Here is a 14,864-nt window from a genome sequence, read left to right on the forward strand (position 1 = left end):
CATAGAGTAGCGCTATGACCCAGGACACAAATGCATTGCGGGCAGGCCTCATCGAAGGCTACAACTTCCAAGGCGAGAGCCTCGATCTGGGCGCAGCCCTGATTGACGGCAAGCCAGAGCCCACGGCGCCGATCCGCTTGCCGCTGAAAATGCTCAACCGCCACGGTTTGGTCGCCGGTGCTACCGGTACCGGCAAGACGGTCACTTTGCAGCTGATGGCAGAGCAGCTGAGCAAGGCCGGTGTTCCGGTATTCCTCGCCGACATCAAGGGTGATCTCTCCGGATTGGCCCAAAGCGCCGAAGGCTCGGAAAAGCTCACCGCCCGTTTGGCCGAACTCGGCAAGGAATTTTCTCCCCGCGCCAACCCGGTGGAGTTCCTTTCGCTGGGCGAAGGGACCCACGGCACCCCGGTTCGCGCCAGTGTCGATGCATTTGGCCCGATCCTGCTGGCCCGCGTCCTGGAGCTGAACGAAACCCAGGAAGAATGCCTGCAGCTGATCTTCCACTATGCCGACTCCAACAAGCTTCCGCTTGATGACCTCAACGACGTCAAGTCGGTCATCAGCTTCCTGGTCAGCGAACAGGGTGCCGAAGCTCTGAAGGGCCTGGGCGGGGTGAGCGCGGCGACCGCATCGGTCATCCTGCGTGGCATCACGATCATGCAATCCCAGGGACTGGACCAGTTCTTCGGGCAGCCGGAATTCGACACCGCCGATTTCTTGCAGGTGCGCGAAACCGGCGGCGTGATCAACGTGCTGGAACTGCCTTCGGTGAACCAGCAGCCGATGCTGTTCTCCACCTTCCTGATGTGGCTGCTCGCGGACCTGTTCGAGGACTTGCCCGAAGCCGGCGATCTGGACAAGCCGAAGCTGGTGTTCTTCCTTGACGAGGCGCACCTCTTGTTCAAGGACGCCACCAAGGCGTTCACCGACGCGATCATCAACACCGTGCGCCTGATCCGTTCAAAGGGCGTGGGCCTGTTCTTCATCACCCAGTCCCCCACCGATCTGCCCGATGAGGTCCTGGGCCAGCTCGGCAACCGCATCCAGCATGCGGTTCGCGTTTTCACCGCCAAGGACCAGAGCGCGCTCAAGGAGATCATCAAGACATTCCCGGTCAACGGCGTGGACCTGCAAGTTGCGCTGACCCAGGCTGGCGTGGGCGAAGCGGTGATTACCGTGCTCGGCGAAAAGGGCGCACCCACCCCAGTGGCATGGACCAGGATGTCCTCGCCAGGATCCACCATCGGCCCTGCTTCGCCGCAGGTGCTTGAAGAGAATCTGTCGGCCTCCCCGCTGGCTTCACGGTACACCACCGCGGTAGACCGCGAATCGGCCCGGGAATTGCTGGAAGCCAAGGCCGCCTCCGCTGTTACGGCAACGCCGCAGCAACCGGCTGAGGTACCGGCTGACGCGCAGCAAGCCGAAGCGCCTCGCGAGCGGCAGGCCCCGGCACAGCCGAACCCGATGATGGACATGGCCTTGGATGCCGCATCGATGATTGGGCGCGAGTTGCTGCGCGGAATGTTCGGCAACCGAAAGCGCCGCCGCCGTTGAGAAGACCCGCCGTTTTTGACCCGCCAGTTACAGTCTGGAGCCCGAAACCAGATAGCCTAGCTACTGATGAAGACTCCTAACTCCACGCCGATCGCCGCCACCCGCCTGGCCCTTCGCTGGGCCCTTGCCGCGGTGGCAGTGCTCGTTCTGGCTGTTGCCGGCGTGATAATCGCTAATCGCACCCTGTTCTCCCCTGCGCACGAGGTCAAAGTCTTGCAGAGCTACCTCGCCGACGGCCAGGGCGCCAAGGCCCTGGGGCTGATGCAGGCCCGGGTGCCGCAGGGCGATGCGGTTGCGCTGGACGGCGAGGTGCTCAAGCGCACCCAGGCCGGCATCACGGACTTCAGCACCGATAAGCCGCAGCCGGTGGACGGCGACAGCGAGCTGCGCACTGTGACCGCGCATTACAAGGCCACGGGCGTGGACCAGCAGTCCACCTACACGCTGCGCCATGCCGGCAAGACCTGGTTCTTCTTCGACAAGTGGGAGTTCGAACCCTCTACCTTGCCCAGCGTGAAGATCAAGGCCAACACGGTGAATGAGGTGGCCGTCAACGAGCAGAAGATCCCGCTGGAGGCTGGTGTCAGTTCCCTGCCGGTCTTCTATCCTTCGGTGCTGGATGCAAGCTTCAGCACCAAGAATTTTGCCGCTGACACCCGCGGTGTCGTGGTCACCCAGCCTGCCAAGGAGCCGGTGGAGATCGCGCTGAAGACCGAGCCGACCAAGGCCTTTGTCTCCGCGATCAACTCCAAGGTGAAGAAATACCTGGACGGCTGCGCCAGCCAGCAGGTCTTGATGCCTTCGGGCTGCCCCTTCGCCTACAACACCTCGGCGCGCGTTGATTCCTCCACCATCAAGTGGGACATCGCCAAATACCCGAAGATCGAAGTCAGCTACTACAACGGCGCGTGGGTGCTCTCCCCGCTGACAACCACCGCCAATCTGACGCTGACCGAGCAGGATCTGCGCACCGGCGCGAAGGAAAAGAAGACCATCAAGGACACCTATTCCTTCACCGCGGAGCTGACCACCAGCACCACCGAAGTCTCCGTGGTTCCGGTGGCCGGTGTCGAGCAGGCTGCTCAGTAGTTCTCGCGGCCGCAGTCTTATCGGCCGAGCAGTTCGCGGAATTGGCTGCGCAGCGGCACCGCATTGGTCTTGAACCTCTGCCACAAGAACAGCGCCAGCAAGCTCGCCGCCAGGGACAGCACCGCGCCGATGGACACGGCGATCTGCGTGCCGAAGAGCTCGGCGAACCAGCCCACCAGGGGCGAGCCGATCGGCGTCCCGCCCTGCACCACCATCAGGTACAACGCCAGCACTCGGGCCCGGTACTGCCCCGGCACCGACATCTGCACCATCGTGTTGCAGCTGTTCAAGAAGGTCAGCGCTCCCAGTCCCACCGGGATGAGCATGATGGCGAAGAGCAGGTAGTTCGGCATCCAGGCGCTGGCCAGGGCCGCGCAGCCGAAGAACACCCCGCCGCCGATCAGGAAACGCCAGCGCGGGGACGAACGCCGCGCCGCCAGCAGCGCCCCGGCAAAGGTTCCCACCGCCATGATGCTGCCCAGGATGCCGTACTCCCCTGCGCCCACCCCATAGACCTCGGTGGCCATCAGCGCATTGGTCAGCTGGAAATTCAGCCCGAAGGTGCCGATGATGAAGGCCAGGAAGAAGATCAGCACCAGGTCCTTGCGGCTTCTGACATAGCTGAACCCCTCACGCACCTGCCCCTTGGCCCGGGCCACCGGAGTGGTGGGATGCAGGGCGTCCTTGCGCATGAATACCAGCGAGCTGATCACCGCCAGGAAGGAAGCGCCGTTGAGCAAAAATGCCGGGCCGGTGCCCACCAGGGCGATCACCACGCCAGCAATGCCGGGGCCAGCCAGGCGGGCGAGGTTGAAGTTGGCGCTGTTCAGCGCCACCGCGTTGGCCAGGTGGCTTCCGGGAACCACCTCGGAGACGAAGGCCTGGCGGGCCGGGGCGTCAAAGGAAGCGCCGATGCCCAGCAGCCCCGCCAGCACGTAGACGTGCCAGAGTTCAGCCGAATCCGTAACGACCAGCAGCCCCAGGACCAGTGCGCACAGCCCCATGAAGCTTTGGGTCACCACCAGCAGCTGGCGCTTATTGAACCTGTCGGCGATCAGCCCGGCATAGGGTGCCAGGAGCAGGACCGGCAGGAATTGCAGGCCCGTGGTGATTCCAGTGGCTACCGCGTCATGGTTGGTCAGTTCGGTCAGCACCAGCCAATCCTGGGCTACGCGCTGCATCCAGGTGCCGATATTCGAGACCAGGGCGCCGATGATCCACAACCGGTAGTTGGGTATTTCCAATGCCCGGAACATTTTCACTGCCATAAGCTCTCGCCGGATCCCTCCGGTGCCTCCCGCGCTACAGTCTAATGCGGCACAGCGGGAAATGCTGAGGTTTCCTCTGCATTCCCCGCTGCGGGTTTCGCGCTAGCCTGGCCTCGGCGGCTAGTTCACGCCGCGAAGGTCGAGCAACAGCTCGTTCTCGCCCAGCGCATCCAGCAACACCGGAATGCCCCAGTCCTGCTGGTACAGGTGGCAGGCTGCGTGATCCGGGATCTCGCCGCCCGGCTCGCCATCGCAGGCCGCAGCACGAGCGGTAATGTGCAGCACGCCCTCGGAAACCTCGGGGTTGAGCACCAGAGTGCGGGTCAGGCCCACCGAGGTGCCGCCGCCCTCCAGAATCAGCTCTTCGGGGCTGGCCGAGATCTTCAACTGCGTCGGGTCGCCCCAGCGGTCATCGAGCTTCTGCCCCTTCGGAGCAGCAAAGCGCACCAGGATCTCGTGGTTGCCGGACTGCACGCGGGTCTTCGGGCGCTGGGTCTGGCTGGCGCCCTCATCAACGACCAATGCCTCGGCAGGGATCGGGATGCGCACCAGCTGATGGATGTTGGTCTCCACGACCAGCAGCACCGGGTCCCCGTCCACGGAGGTGTCAACCAGCACATCGGCCGGCTCCTTCAGTCCCTTGGCCAGGGTGGACACCGTCTTGGTGGCCGGGTCGAAGCGGCGCACCGCCCCGTTGTAGGAGTCCGCGATCGCGATCGAGCCATCAGGCAACACCGCCACGCCCAGCGGGTGCTGCAGGCGGGCCTGCTCGGCGGCTCCATCGCGGAAGCCGAAGTCGAACAGCCCGGTGCCGATCGCGGTGTTCACGCTCTTCGCCTCGCCGTCCTGGACCTCGATCCAGCGCAGCGCGCTGGTTTCCGAGTCGGCGATCCACACGTTCTCGCCGGAGAGCGCCAGGCCCGAGGACTGCGCGAACCAGGCCTCATCCGGCGTGCCGTCGTTCAGGCCCTCCAGCCCGGTGCCGGCGAAGACCGACACGGCACAGGTGCGCGGGTCGAAGGCGAAGATCTGATGGGTTCCGGCCATCGCGATGATGACCTTGCCCGAAGGGTGGTAAAGCACATCCCATGGGGAGGACAGCGAAATGTTCAGCGCATCGGTGCCCAGATCGGTGGGCTGGGTTTCCTGGCGCGCGTTTTCCGAATCCAGCAGGCGCTGCACGCCGTTGCCGGCCACGGTGCCTACCTCGCCGGTGGCCAGGTTGACCGAGCGCAACCGGTGGTTGACGGTGTCGGCGACGATCACGTCGTAGCCCACCTCCGCGGCCAGTTCCGCAGGCAGCGCGGCCAGGCCCTGCAGCTCGTTGAACTGGGCGGTGCTGGCGTCGCCGTCGGCGTAGCCCTTGGCGCCCGAGCCGATGGTGCGCACCACCGAGAAGTCCGCGTCCAGCTCCACCAGGCGGTGGTGGCCAGAGTCGCCGACCAGGAAGTTGCCGTTCTGAAGGGCGATGGCCTTGCCCGGGAAGCGCAGGTCGCCCTCGCGGGCCTCCGGGGCGACGTACGGTCCGTTGCCGCGGTGCAAGGTGCCCTTGGCCTCATGCTCGGCGATCAGTTCATCGACCAGCGAGCCCAGGCCCTGGGCGTGGCCCTCGCCGGAAAGGTGCGCGACGATGTAGCCCTCGGGATCCAAAACCACCAGGGTCGGCCAGGCGCGGGCGCCGTAGGCCTGCCAAGTGACCAGCTCCGGGTCATCGAGCACCGGGTGATGGATTTCATAGCGTTCCACGGCCGCGGCCAGCGCATCCGGGTCCGCTTCGTGCTCGAATTTTGGCGAGTGCACGCCCACGGTGACCAGCACATCCGAGTACTGCTCCTCGAGCGGGCGCAGCTCGTCCAGCACGTGCAGGCAGTTGATGCAGCAGAAGGTCCAGAAGTCCAGGAGCACGATCTTGCCGCGCAGGGCTTCAAGGTCCAGCTGCTTGCCGCCGGTATTCAGCCAGTTGCGGCCCAGCAGTTCGCTGGCGCGCACCTTGTAGTTGGCGCGGACCGATTCTGTTGCGCTCATGGTCATCCTTTCGCAATTGCCGTGGCTCGGCAGTTAGAACTTCATTATCGGCCACGGCCCGGGGCAGTACTAAACGGTGTTAAGGAACATTGAGGTGCAACAGGTGCCACCCGGCTTCTATTCCGCTAGGGCAGCTGGGCGATGGCCGCATCCATCACGCTGGTGGCCACCTTGTTGAACTTTTCGTCGGCCAGCGAGCTGCCGGCCACAAAGGAGACCATCACCGCGTACTGCTTGGTCCTCTTGATCAGCACCAGCGAATTCTGTGCGTACTGCCCGTCGCGGCTGTAGTACAGGGCCGAATCCACCGAGTCCACCTGCGGATCGGAGAACTTCAGGGTTTCGGTGTAGTCCACGCCGTTGAGCTTCGCGGACTTGCACTGCTCCACGATGGTGAGCACATTCTTGTTGTGCGAGTCGACCGCGGCTGCGCCATTTGCACCCAGCTTCGCCACTTCCACCGAACCGGTGATGGACTGGTTCGCATTGGTGAAATCGGTGCGCGCCGCTTCGGTGCCCAGTTGCACCGGCGACCAGTTCAGGTCGTTGATCGGGGCCGAGCACTGCGCCGGCAGCACCACAATGTCCTTGAGCGTATCGGTGGGCGGCGTGGCCAGCGCTTCAAGGTCCTTGCCCTGGATCTTGGCGCTGTTCGGGAAGCCCAGCTCGGTGGCGAGCACCGCGCCGGCTGTGGTGGCCACCTCGGCGGTGGTCAACTGGCGTGCGGATTCGCTGGGGCTCGGGCTGGCGGTGGCCTCGGCGGCCTTCTTATGGGTCTGGTCCTGGGGCATCTGCGCCTGGGTGGACGAGCAGGCGCCCAGGGCCAGCACGGCGCACAGGGCCAGGGCCACGGTCAATTTCCTAGGCATTCGGGTTCCTCTTATCGGCCTGCTGGTAACGGGCGAACATCGCGTTGTAGGCTTCCAGCTCGGCGTCGTTGTCGCGATCTGCCTTCCGGTCATAGCGCTTGGTGTCTTTTTTGTCCTGCTTCAGCCAGGAGAGGACCACAAAAATGGCCAGCACCAAGGTGGGCACCTCGCCGATGGCCCACATCGCCCCGGCCCCCACCACCTGGTCCTCCAGCGCGCTGCCGCCCCAGGTGCGGCCCATATTGCCGAAGTAGTCCGGGGCCAGCAGGGTTTCGGTGCTCATCAGCGCCACCCCGAAGAAGGCGTGGAAGGCGACGGTGGCCAGCAAGACCACCAGGCGCATCGGGTAGGGGTAGCGCTTGGGCACCGGATCGGCGTCCACCAGCGAGAGCGCAAAGAGGTAGCCGGTGAGCAGGAAGTGCAGGTTCATCAGCTCGTGGCCCGCGTGGTAGAGCATGGCCGGTTCCAGGATCGGGGTGAAGTAGAAGACCACGATCGACCCGGCAAAGTTCACGGCCGCGAAAATCGGGTGCGTGATGACCCTGGAGTAGCGCGAATGCACCAGGAAGAGGATCCATTCGCGCGGGCCGCGGGTGCCGTCGGTGCGCGCCGGCAGCACCTGCAGCAACAGGGTGATCGGGGTGCCGAGCACCAGGAAGATCGGCACGATCATGGTCAGCGACATGTGGTCGACCATGTGGGTGGAGAACTGGATCTTCCCGTACACCGCCACGCCCCCGCTGGTCACGTAGAACAGCGCGATCAGGCCGACAAGCCAGCTGGCCAGGCGCAACACGCTGGGCTTGTCCCCGCGGCGGGCCAGGGTGATGAACGCCCAGAGGTAGGCGGCCAGCCCGAACAGGCACACCGCCACCCAGACCCAGTCCATCCGCCAGGTGGTGAACCAGCTGGCGGTATCCGGGGCTGGCGGCAGGTCGTAGCCGGTCAGCAGGCGCGCCGGGGTGGTCTGCGCCGGGGCTTCATCGGAGGTCGGCGGCGCCGTGCGGGCCAGCACGGTGGCCAGCGACATGACCGACCCCATCAAGATGACCTCGCCGAGCACGATCTGCCAGGCCGCGCGCAGCGCCCCGTACTGTCCTGCCAGGAGCTTGGGGATCACAAAGCGCCGGTGGCACAGGCCCAGCGCGCCCAGGGCCAGGGTGATCAGCAGCTTGGCGATCACCAGGGTTCCATAGGCGGTCAGCCACTGTTCCCAGCTGGTGATGCGGATAACCGCCGAGGCCAGCCCGGAGCCGATCATCAAGAACACCACGAAGGCGGCCAGCGCCGAATAGCGCTGCAGCACCACTCCGGCAAGCACCTGGCCGCGCTTGCGTCCGGGGGCTTCGCCGGCCAGCGTCGGAGCCAGCAGCGCCAGCACGATAATGCCGCCAAACCACAGGACCACGGCCAGCAGATGCAGGCCGATGGAGTTCACCGCGGCAAAGTGGTCATCTCCCCCGGCGGCGTGGCCGATGAAGGCCAGCGGCAGGATGCCGAACAGCGAGAAGAAGGCGGTGGCTCCCACCCCGGTCTTGGACCGCACCGCCAAGGCCAGCGAGCTGACCACCGCGGCGATCACCACCATCCAGGCCCAGGCCCGGCCGGTGGTGATCGACAGGATGTAGTCGAGGATCGCCGCTGAATACTGCGCGTCCAAGTTGATCGGCAGGCCAGCCAGGTCCCAGAAGGTCAGCACCATCACACTGGCCGCCGACAGCGTCCACAGCACCGCCGCTCCCGCGGCAATGTTCATCGCGCGGCTGAAGGCCGGATGATCGGCGCCCTGCACATCGCGGGTGACTTTTTTGCTGCGCGGGAGGATCGCGGCGGCAAAGATCAGCGCCGCAATGGCCACTGACATGGAAGAATGGTGGATCGCGCGGGCGATCGGCAGGCTCCAGCGGATAAATGCTCCCGGGTCGGCCAATTCGGCCGGGCGGGCAATGCCGGTGAACATCACCGCGGCCAGGAAAACTGCCGCCGAAGCGAGCAGTCCGGGCAGGATGAAGCGGGTGGCTGAAACCGTGCGCTGTGCTGTATCCATATCCTTCTTATCATCTCATTTTTGCCCGGCCCCGTCAGGCCGGAAGTGCCAGCGCTGCCCCGCTACGGCGCATCTCACACCATGGCGGGGCAGCGGCCAGGGCTAGCTGAAGAGCTGCTCGCCCAAATACCCGCCCTCGCTGATCCCGGGAAGGATCGCATAGAGAGCCGAACCCACCGGCCTCAGCCAGGTGTTCAGCGCATCCGCGGCGGCCAGCCGTTGCTGCACCGGAATGAAACTGGTCGCCGGGTCGCGCTGGTAGCTGGCAAACAGCAAGCCGGCGTGCTGCCCGTCATCGAAGTTGTAGCCCCGGCGATGGATGCTCTCGGCTGCGTGGCTCGGCTTGGCCAGGGCCACGTGCGCGTTGGCGGCGATGCTCGGCAGGCCCAAGTCATTTACTGCCGCCAGATCTACCGGATCATCCACGCTAGTACCCGAGAGCGGCGAGCCATCGGCCTGCCTGCGGCCCAGGGCGAAGTCCCGGCCCGTGGCATCCACTTCGTCCCAGCGGTCCAGGTCCATTTCGAAACGGCGCAGCGCCAGCGTGGTGCCGTTGGCGATCCAGCTGTCCTGCCCATCGCCGAATACCGCCTGCTCGCGCAACTGGTCTTTCGGATTATTGACCCCGTCCACTTGCCCGAACAGATTCCTGAAGGTTTCCCGTCCGGGCATCGGGCGCATGAAGCCAGCCTGCGCAAAGCGCTGCCTGGCCAGCCCGCGGAGGTTCTTGGCCACCGCTCGCACCGCATGATGCAGCACCGTGGGGTCCTGCGAACAGAACTGAATCAGCAGGTCGCTTTGCTGATACTGCTCTTCGAGCTCGTCGCCGGCAAAGGCCGGCAGCTGCGCGATGCTCCCGCGCCCGGCCACATCGAGCAGGCTTTGGCCCAGCCCCACAGTCAGCGTCAGTTCGCTGGGAGGCTGCGCCATTTCCGGTTCGGTATCGGCCAGCACTCCCCTGCCGCCCATCAGCCGGGCCGCATCATCGGTGAGCATCTGCAGCAGTGCCTGCAGCTGCTGCTTGCGCGGGCCATCGCGCCAGAGCACATCCCATCCGGCAAACACCGCATGTTCCTGCTGCGCATCGATAATCCCGGACTGGTACTGGCCATAGAACGACCTGAACCGCGGACCGCTAGGAGCCTCTTGCGCTGGAGCTGCCGCCTCGGCGGAGCGCAGGCCGCCAGCGCCAAAGCCGGTGAGCAGCCCGCCGGCCGCGGCAGCAGCGGTGCTGCCCAGCAGCAGGCGGCGTGGAACATTAATGTCCGGCATGCTCATCGTAATTTTCCTTGGCGCCTTCAAAGTTGCGGATCGCGAAATCAACGTCGGCACTCGAGCCGTCGGAGAACTCCAGGGTCAGCGTCGTGGTTTGGGCGGCGACCAGCGGCTTTTTCAGATCCATGAACATCAGGTGATTTCCGCCGGGAGCCAGCACCGCGTCGGCTCCGGGAGCGATCACCAGGTCGCCCTCAAGCTGTTTCATGCTCATGTTCTGCCCGCTGCCGGTCATTTCGTGCAGCTGGATCTCATCGCCTTGCGCGTTGCTCACCTTGCGCAGTTCCAGCGGGAAGTCCGCGGAATTGTGCAGGGTTCCGAACGCCGCGCTCATCCCTGATTCGGCTGCCTTGGCCCAGGTGTCGCTGGCCACAAGCCCCTGTGCTTGCGTGCTGTTTTGCTCAGCGGACTGCGGTGCCTTGGAGCTTTGGCTGGCCGTTGGTGCGTTTTGCGCGCAACCGGTGAGCAGCAGTCCGAAGCTCAGCAGCAGTGCGGTCATTGTTCTAGTCTTCATCGTCTCAAGCTTTCGTGGTGTGGGCACAGAATGTGCAGGCACGCCAAAGGCCGCGGTGGCCTTGGGCGCACCGGAATAAAGTGGCTGCTTACTTGGTGTTGCGCATGAACTTGGCCAGAACGCCAATGACGCCGCCAAGGATCACGACGCCGATAATGACCCAGATGACCGGGCTCATCGAGCTGCCCGCATCCTGCAGCGGGTTCTCGCTAGGCTGTGCCGACTCGCTTGGTGCGGCCGATTCGCTTGGTGCGCTGATCATCGATGGGGTTGGCTTTGCCGAGGCATTCACGGTGAACTCCAGCTTGTTCTCCACCGGGTGCCCGTCCTCGGAGACCACGCGGAAGGCCAGCTCGTACTGGCCGCCTTCCAAGGGCTTCGCCGGGGTCACGGTCACGGTCTTGCCCTTGGTTTCGGCTGACGCGTCGACGGCCTCGCCGTTCTGCTTCAGCACCACCTTCGTGGAATCCACTCCGGACATGGTTTGCAGCTCGCCGGAGAATTCGAGGGTCAGCTCTTTTGGCGCTTGTTCCAGGCTCGCACCGGCTTTGGGAGTGGAGCCGACCAGCTCGTCATGGGCCGAGGCGGCGGTCATCGAGCTGAACAGGGCCAAGACCGATAGCGCGATCACAGCGGCCAGACGGGTCAGGGTCATTTTAGGCAGCGTCATGTTCTTCATTGTTTTCCTTCCAATCCCCCCTCTCAGGGGGCACTTCGTTATTGTCTTAGGCGGCAAGAACGAAGGAAGGAGGGCCCCGGCGCCCGGGCAGCCGTCCCAATTGCGCAAGCTTGAGTTGAAAACGCAGCGGGAAGTAGGCCGGAAGCACCGGTGTTTCGGGAACCTGCCCACGGATGAGCGAAAAAATTCGCCGTGCCGAAGACAGAGTGAGGTATGAGCCCAAGAGGGCCAACAGGCGCTCGCCACGGTTGAGCACGAGAATGCTGGCCACTGCAGCCAGCACGTGCGCGTAGAACATCGATTCGGTGTGCACCTCGGCGTAGTGGGCGCTGATGTTGTGCGCCAGTTCGAGGCTGCGCCCAGTATGCTGCACGTGCTCCATGCCGGAGACCCCGGAGCCACCGTGGCTCATCACCGACAGGCTCAAGTGGAATAGGCCCTGGCTGGCGATCACCACCAGGCTGGTCGCCCACAAGCTGTATTTCTTCCCTACCAGCAGCAGCGCGATCACCGCTGAAATGCAGGTGATCAGGCCCATTGCAACCAGCGACATTCTTGTCGGCGCGCTATGGGCGTGAGCCGCAAAAGCCGTCCAGGTGCACACGCTCGCCGCCAACCAGCCGCGCAGTACGCGGGTTGCGGGATTCTGTGGCACCGGGTTCAGCCTATTCTTCTGGTGGATCTTCAAGCACGCCTGATTCTACGCGAAGTAGAAGATCGGCTCAAACGTGTAGAAAAGCAAAAGGCCCGATCCGTCCGCCGGAAAGTTCCAGCGGAGAATCGGGCCTTGCTCAAGACTGAAGAAGCTTACTTCTTGGCAACAGCAGCCTTCAGCTTCGAACCAGCGGTCAGCTTGACCGAGTGGCCAGCAGCAATCTGGATTGCTTCACCGGTCTGTGGGTTGCGGCCGGTGCGAGCTGCACGATCGGTGCGCTCTACAGCCAACCAACCTGGGATCGACACCTTCTCACCCTGGGAAATCTGGTCGACGAAAACCTCGAACACAGCATCCAGAACACCGTTGACGGCAACCTGGGAGTTTTCGGTCTTCGCTGCAACGGCTGCAACAAGTTCGCTACGGTTCATAGCCAATGTATGGTCCTCCTGGACTAGTGATCCAAAACCCGGTTCCGGGCCTCGTACGCCGCACGGTCGCACGGACTTATCAGTGAGAACATATCAAACCTTGGGCCGCGAAATGCCCGAAAACAGGCGAAATACCGGGATTTTTTCATCTTCTTACAGATTTCTGGGCCTAACGGCATCATTTTTGGGCTCAACGACCAGTTCTGATACGCCCATTAATGCAGCAAGGCCCAACTGCCCGTCGAGGGAAGATGGGCCTTGCTCAAGACTGAAGAAGCTTACTTCTTGGCAACAGCAGCCTTCAGCTTCGAACCAGCGGTCAGCTTGACCGAGTGGCCAGCAGGAATCTGGATTGCTTCACCGGTCTGTGGGTTGCGGCCGGTGCGAGCTGCACGATCGGTGCGCTCTACAGCCAACCAACCTGGGATCGACACCTTCTCACCCTGGGAAATCTGGTCGACGAAAACCTCGAACACAGCATCCAGAACACCGTTGACGGCAACCTGGGAGTTTTCGGTCTTCGCTGCAACGGCTGCAACAAGTTCGCTACGGTTCATAGCCAATGTATGGTCCTCCTGGACTAGTGATCCAAAACCCGGTTCCGGGCCTCGTACGCCGCACGGTCGCACGGACTTATCAGTGATGAACTTACCAGTTGTGGGCGACAAAAAGAGCATCGTCCCGCGGATTTTGCCGAATTCCTCTAGAGATTGGAGGTGTGAAAGCTCACCCGGGAGCTACAGCGCAAACGGATCAAGTCCCCCATTGGCTTGCACAAATAACTCCCAAACTTTGCTTTGCAGGGCTTTGCCCCGAGTCGATTTCACCGGTCTGGCCAGTGATATTGGGCCTTTGGAGAGGTAGCGCGGGCCAAGGTAGGTGCCGCGTGGCGCCGACTCAAGCCCCGGGGCCAGCGCGGCTTCCACCAGGGCCACCGCACCTTCGTGTTTGCCCTGCGCGAAACTGGCCTGCAATTGACCGGCAAGCCGCTTGCTATAGCCAGGTTCGTTGACCTGCGGCACCTGCGGCGTCAATCCGGATATCGAGTAGCCGGGGTGAATCGCCAAGGAACGAGCGGGTAATTCCAGCTGCCGCAACCGGTGATCCAAGGCCAGGGTGAAAGCCTGGACCGCGGCCTTGGACTGCGCATAGGCCCGGTAGGGGTGGTAGTCCCTGTGCAGGTCGAGGTTCTCATGGTCCGTGGCCAGCAGCCTGGTGGAAAGGGAGCCCAGACCGATAAAGCGCAGCGGGCTGCCGAAGTGCTCGGCCAGCTCCCCGACCAGCCGAGCGTGGCCGATGAAATTAGTGCTCATGGCCTGCTCGTAGCCAAGAAGTCCCGGCTGGCGGTCCTTGGGGGTGCGAATGATCCCAGCGTTGGCGATCAGTGCGTGCAGCGGCCGGGTTCGCAGTTCTGCGGCCAGGCTTATAGCTGAGTCGATGCTGGAAGAGTCGAATTGCATGAAGGCCAGATCAGCGTGGGGCACGCGAGCAGAAATCTGTTCCATGGCGTGCGCAGCCCGCGCTTGGTTGCGGCAGGCGAGGATAACCCTTGCCCCGGCATTGGCCAATGCCAGGCTGGCGAAGAATCCGAGCCCCGCGTTGGCGCCGGTCACCACCACGGTCTTTCCCTCCCCCTGGCCAGCCCAGCGCCCACGGTTTGCATAGATGTCCGTTGCAGGCGGCTGGTAGGTGGGTGCTGGAGTCATGGCCTCCACGCTACTACAGCGTCCGGTGCGCCCCGGCGCAGTGACAGGCCCTCCCATGCATACTCCCAGCCGGGGATTTGCCGAGGCCAAGGCGCGCTGCGAGCCGGAGATCATTGTCCGGGCCGCGTGCCAAGTGGGATCATGGGAGCATGAAGGGCCCGAAGAAGAACGACGCCGCGCTGAACGCCGCGCGCTACCAGATGGAGCAGGCCAGCGACGAGCCGTTGCCGGTGGACGAGTATGCGCAGGCCACAGGCATGGCTCCGGTGGCCAAGCAGAAGACTCCGCTGCAGCTGCATGCCGAGGACGAGGCGTGGGAGGTGACCAATTCGGTGCTCGATGAGGCCTTTGCGCGCGGCGACTTCGAGGATTTGGCCTTGGCCGGGCAGAAGATCGACCACATCACCAGCAATGACGATCCCGACTGGTGGCTGAAATCGATGATGCGCCGCGAGCAGATCACCGGACTGGGTCCCCCTGCGCTGACCTTGCGGGTGGAAGACGAGCAGATGGAGCAGACCCTGGATCGCCTTCCTACCGAGAAGTCAGTGCGCGAGCATATCGAGGATTTCAATCAGCGGATTATCGAGGCACGGCGCCAGCTGCTGGGCGGACCTCCAGTGATCACGGCCCTGCGTGATGCCACCGCCGAGGTTCTGGCCTGGCAGCAGCGCCGTGCCAGCGTTGCCGAGGCCGTTCCTGCCCAGCCGGCAAAGCGCCGCTGGTGGCAGCGCAAAATCTAGTGCTTAA

General features: G+C 63.8%; 14 protein-coding genes. 3 read left to right on the forward strand and 11 right to left on the reverse strand.

What is annotated here, in order from left to right:
* The first annotated feature begins 14 nt into the window (after positions 1 to 14).
* Together AC6CHO_RS03405 and AC6CHO_RS03410 are read left to right on the forward strand one after the other, a co-directional pair.
* Complete coding sequence (locus tag AC6CHO_RS03405) at positions 15 to 1,556, forward strand: helicase HerA-like domain-containing protein (RefSeq protein ID WP_498213694.1); 1,542 nt, start codon at positions 15 to 17, stop codon at positions 1,554 to 1,556.
* Positions 1,557 to 1,622: 66 nt separating this feature from the next.
* A complete protein-coding gene (locus AC6CHO_RS03410; RefSeq protein ID WP_498213695.1) occupies positions 1,623 to 2,645 on the forward strand; it encodes a hypothetical protein in 1,023 nt (340 codons plus the stop codon).
* Between the two features lie 17 nt (positions 2,646 to 2,662).
* On the opposite strand, the gene AC6CHO_RS03415 is transcribed toward AC6CHO_RS03410, so the two are convergent.
* From AC6CHO_RS03415 to AC6CHO_RS03465, 11 genes are all read right to left on the reverse strand, one after another.
* Entirely contained in the window at positions 2,663 to 3,913 is a 1,251-nt protein-coding gene (locus tag AC6CHO_RS03415) for an MFS transporter (RefSeq protein WP_498213696.1), read from the reverse strand.
* Positions 3,914 to 4,033: 120 nt separating this feature from the next.
* Positions 4,034 to 5,938, reverse strand: coding sequence for an NHL domain-containing thioredoxin family protein (locus tag AC6CHO_RS03420; protein ID WP_498213697.1), 1,905 nt, complete (start codon positions 5,936 to 5,938; stop codon positions 4,034 to 4,036).
* A gap of 125 nt (positions 5,939 to 6,063) precedes the next feature.
* Positions 6,064 to 6,807 (reverse strand): hypothetical protein, encoded by a 744-nt coding sequence (locus AC6CHO_RS03425; RefSeq protein WP_498213698.1) that lies wholly within the window; start codon positions 6,805 to 6,807, stop codon positions 6,064 to 6,066.
* Positions 6,800 to 8,854, reverse strand: coding sequence for a bifunctional copper resistance protein CopD/cytochrome c oxidase assembly protein (locus AC6CHO_RS03430; protein ID WP_498213699.1), 2,055 nt, complete (start codon positions 8,852 to 8,854; stop codon positions 6,800 to 6,802). Before AC6CHO_RS03430 ends, AC6CHO_RS03425 begins: the two co-directional genes overlap by 8 nt.
* Before the next feature lie 102 nt (positions 8,855 to 8,956).
* Positions 8,957 to 10,132, reverse strand: coding sequence for a Dyp-type peroxidase (locus tag AC6CHO_RS03435; protein WP_498213700.1), 1,176 nt, complete (start codon positions 10,130 to 10,132; stop codon positions 8,957 to 8,959).
* Positions 10,113 to 10,628 (reverse strand): copper chaperone PCu(A)C, encoded by a 516-nt coding sequence (locus AC6CHO_RS03440; protein ID WP_498213702.1) that lies wholly within the window; start codon positions 10,626 to 10,628, stop codon positions 10,113 to 10,115. Before AC6CHO_RS03440 ends, AC6CHO_RS03435 begins: the two co-directional genes overlap by 20 nt.
* Positions 10,629 to 10,731: 103 nt before the next feature.
* On the reverse strand, positions 10,732 to 11,313 hold the full coding sequence (locus AC6CHO_RS03445) for a copper resistance CopC family protein (protein WP_498213703.1): 582 nt from the start codon (positions 11,311 to 11,313) through the stop codon (positions 10,732 to 10,734).
* Between the two features lie 55 nt (positions 11,314 to 11,368).
* Positions 11,369 to 11,977 (reverse strand): hypothetical protein, encoded by a 609-nt coding sequence (locus AC6CHO_RS03450; protein WP_498213704.1) that lies wholly within the window; start codon positions 11,975 to 11,977, stop codon positions 11,369 to 11,371.
* A gap of 152 nt (positions 11,978 to 12,129) precedes the next feature.
* Complete coding sequence (locus tag AC6CHO_RS03455; RefSeq protein WP_498213705.1) at positions 12,130 to 12,414, reverse strand: HU family DNA-binding protein; 285 nt, start codon at positions 12,412 to 12,414, stop codon at positions 12,130 to 12,132.
* 272 nt (positions 12,415 to 12,686) lie between these two features.
* The gene (locus AC6CHO_RS03460; RefSeq protein WP_096255551.1) at positions 12,687 to 12,971 is read right to left on the reverse strand and encodes an HU family DNA-binding protein; all 285 of its coding nucleotides are present in this window, start codon (positions 12,969 to 12,971) and stop codon (positions 12,687 to 12,689) included.
* A gap of 174 nt (positions 12,972 to 13,145) precedes the next feature.
* Complete coding sequence (locus tag AC6CHO_RS03465) at positions 13,146 to 14,114, reverse strand: SDR family NAD(P)-dependent oxidoreductase (RefSeq protein WP_498213706.1); 969 nt, start codon at positions 14,112 to 14,114, stop codon at positions 13,146 to 13,148.
* A 149-nt stretch (positions 14,115 to 14,263) separates the two neighbouring features.
* Here AC6CHO_RS03465 and AC6CHO_RS03470 point away from each other — a divergent pair, with 149 nt between their 5' ends.
* Positions 14,264 to 14,857 carry a DnaJ family domain-containing protein gene (locus tag AC6CHO_RS03470; RefSeq protein ID WP_498213707.1) on the forward strand — a complete coding sequence of 198 codons (594 nt, stop codon included), beginning with the start codon at positions 14,264 to 14,266 and terminating at the stop codon, positions 14,855 to 14,857.
* Positions 14,858 to 14,864: the final 7 nt, after the last annotated feature.

Source organism: Glutamicibacter sp. GQ173 (genome assembly GCF_059759215.1).

Excerpts from the sequence above, each read along its gene's own strand:
- AC6CHO_RS03405 (WP_498213694.1), top strand. The coding sequence starts at position 15 with ATGACCCAGGACACAAATGCATTGCGGGCAGGCCTCATCGAAGGCTAC.
- AC6CHO_RS03410 (WP_498213695.1), top strand. The coding sequence starts at position 1,623 with ATGAAGACTCCTAACTCCACGCCGATCGCCGCCACCCGCCTGGCCCTT.
- AC6CHO_RS03415 (WP_498213696.1), bottom strand. The coding sequence starts at position 3,913 with ATGGCAGTGAAAATGTTCCGGGCATTGGAAATACCCAACTACCGGTTG.
- AC6CHO_RS03420 (WP_498213697.1), bottom strand. The coding sequence starts at position 5,938 with ATGAGCGCAACAGAATCGGTCCGCGCCAACTACAAGGTGCGCGCCAGC.
- AC6CHO_RS03425 (WP_498213698.1), bottom strand. The coding sequence starts at position 6,807 with ATGCCTAGGAAATTGACCGTGGCCCTGGCCCTGTGCGCCGTGCTGGCC.
- AC6CHO_RS03430 (WP_498213699.1), bottom strand. The coding sequence starts at position 8,854 with ATGGATACAGCACAGCGCACGGTTTCAGCCACCCGCTTCATCCTGCCC.
- AC6CHO_RS03435 (WP_498213700.1), bottom strand. The coding sequence starts at position 10,132 with ATGAGCATGCCGGACATTAATGTTCCACGCCGCCTGCTGCTGGGCAGC.
- AC6CHO_RS03440 (WP_498213702.1), bottom strand. The coding sequence starts at position 10,628 with ATGACCGCACTGCTGCTGAGCTTCGGACTGCTGCTCACCGGTTGCGCG.
- AC6CHO_RS03445 (WP_498213703.1), bottom strand. The coding sequence starts at position 11,313 with ATGACGCTGCCTAAAATGACCCTGACCCGTCTGGCCGCTGTGATCGCG.
- AC6CHO_RS03465 (WP_498213706.1), bottom strand. The coding sequence starts at position 14,114 with ATGACTCCAGCACCCACCTACCAGCCGCCTGCAACGGACATCTATGCA.
- AC6CHO_RS03470 (WP_498213707.1), top strand. The coding sequence starts at position 14,264 with ATGAAGGGCCCGAAGAAGAACGACGCCGCGCTGAACGCCGCGCGCTAC.